The following is a 263-nucleotide window of genomic DNA, read 5'->3' on the forward strand; positions in this document are numbered from 1 at the left end:
GTCGAGATAGGGCGCGAGCCGGCGCAGATAGGGCCCGATGCGCGGATCGTGGATCGAGACGAGCTTCTTGGCGAGGCCGTCGCATTCGGTAAAGGCTTGGCCGAAGCGGGCGGCGGCGGTGAAGCTGTCGAAGGTGACGATGCGTTCAGCCCAATCATGGGCGGGCGCGGTCGGCACCTCGACCTCGGTGATGATGCCGTTGACGCCATAGGCGTGCATCACATTCAGGATGTCCTTGCCGCGCAGCTCGATCAGCCTGGGCT

General features: G+C 65.0%; 1 protein-coding gene. It reads right to left on the minus strand.

Going from position 1 to position 263, the window contains the following annotated elements; all coding sequences use genetic code 11:
* Positions 1–263, minus strand: a 263-nt coding sequence (locus G5A07_RS21385; RefSeq protein WP_191863994.1) for an FAD-binding oxidoreductase, incomplete at both ends; no start/stop codon positions are given.

Origin of the sequence: Stenotrophomonas sp. AS012628 (assembly GCF_010608305.1) — a bacterium.
Classification (GTDB): Bacteria; Pseudomonadota; Gammaproteobacteria; order Xanthomonadales; family Xanthomonadaceae; genus Stenotrophomonas; species Stenotrophomonas geniculata.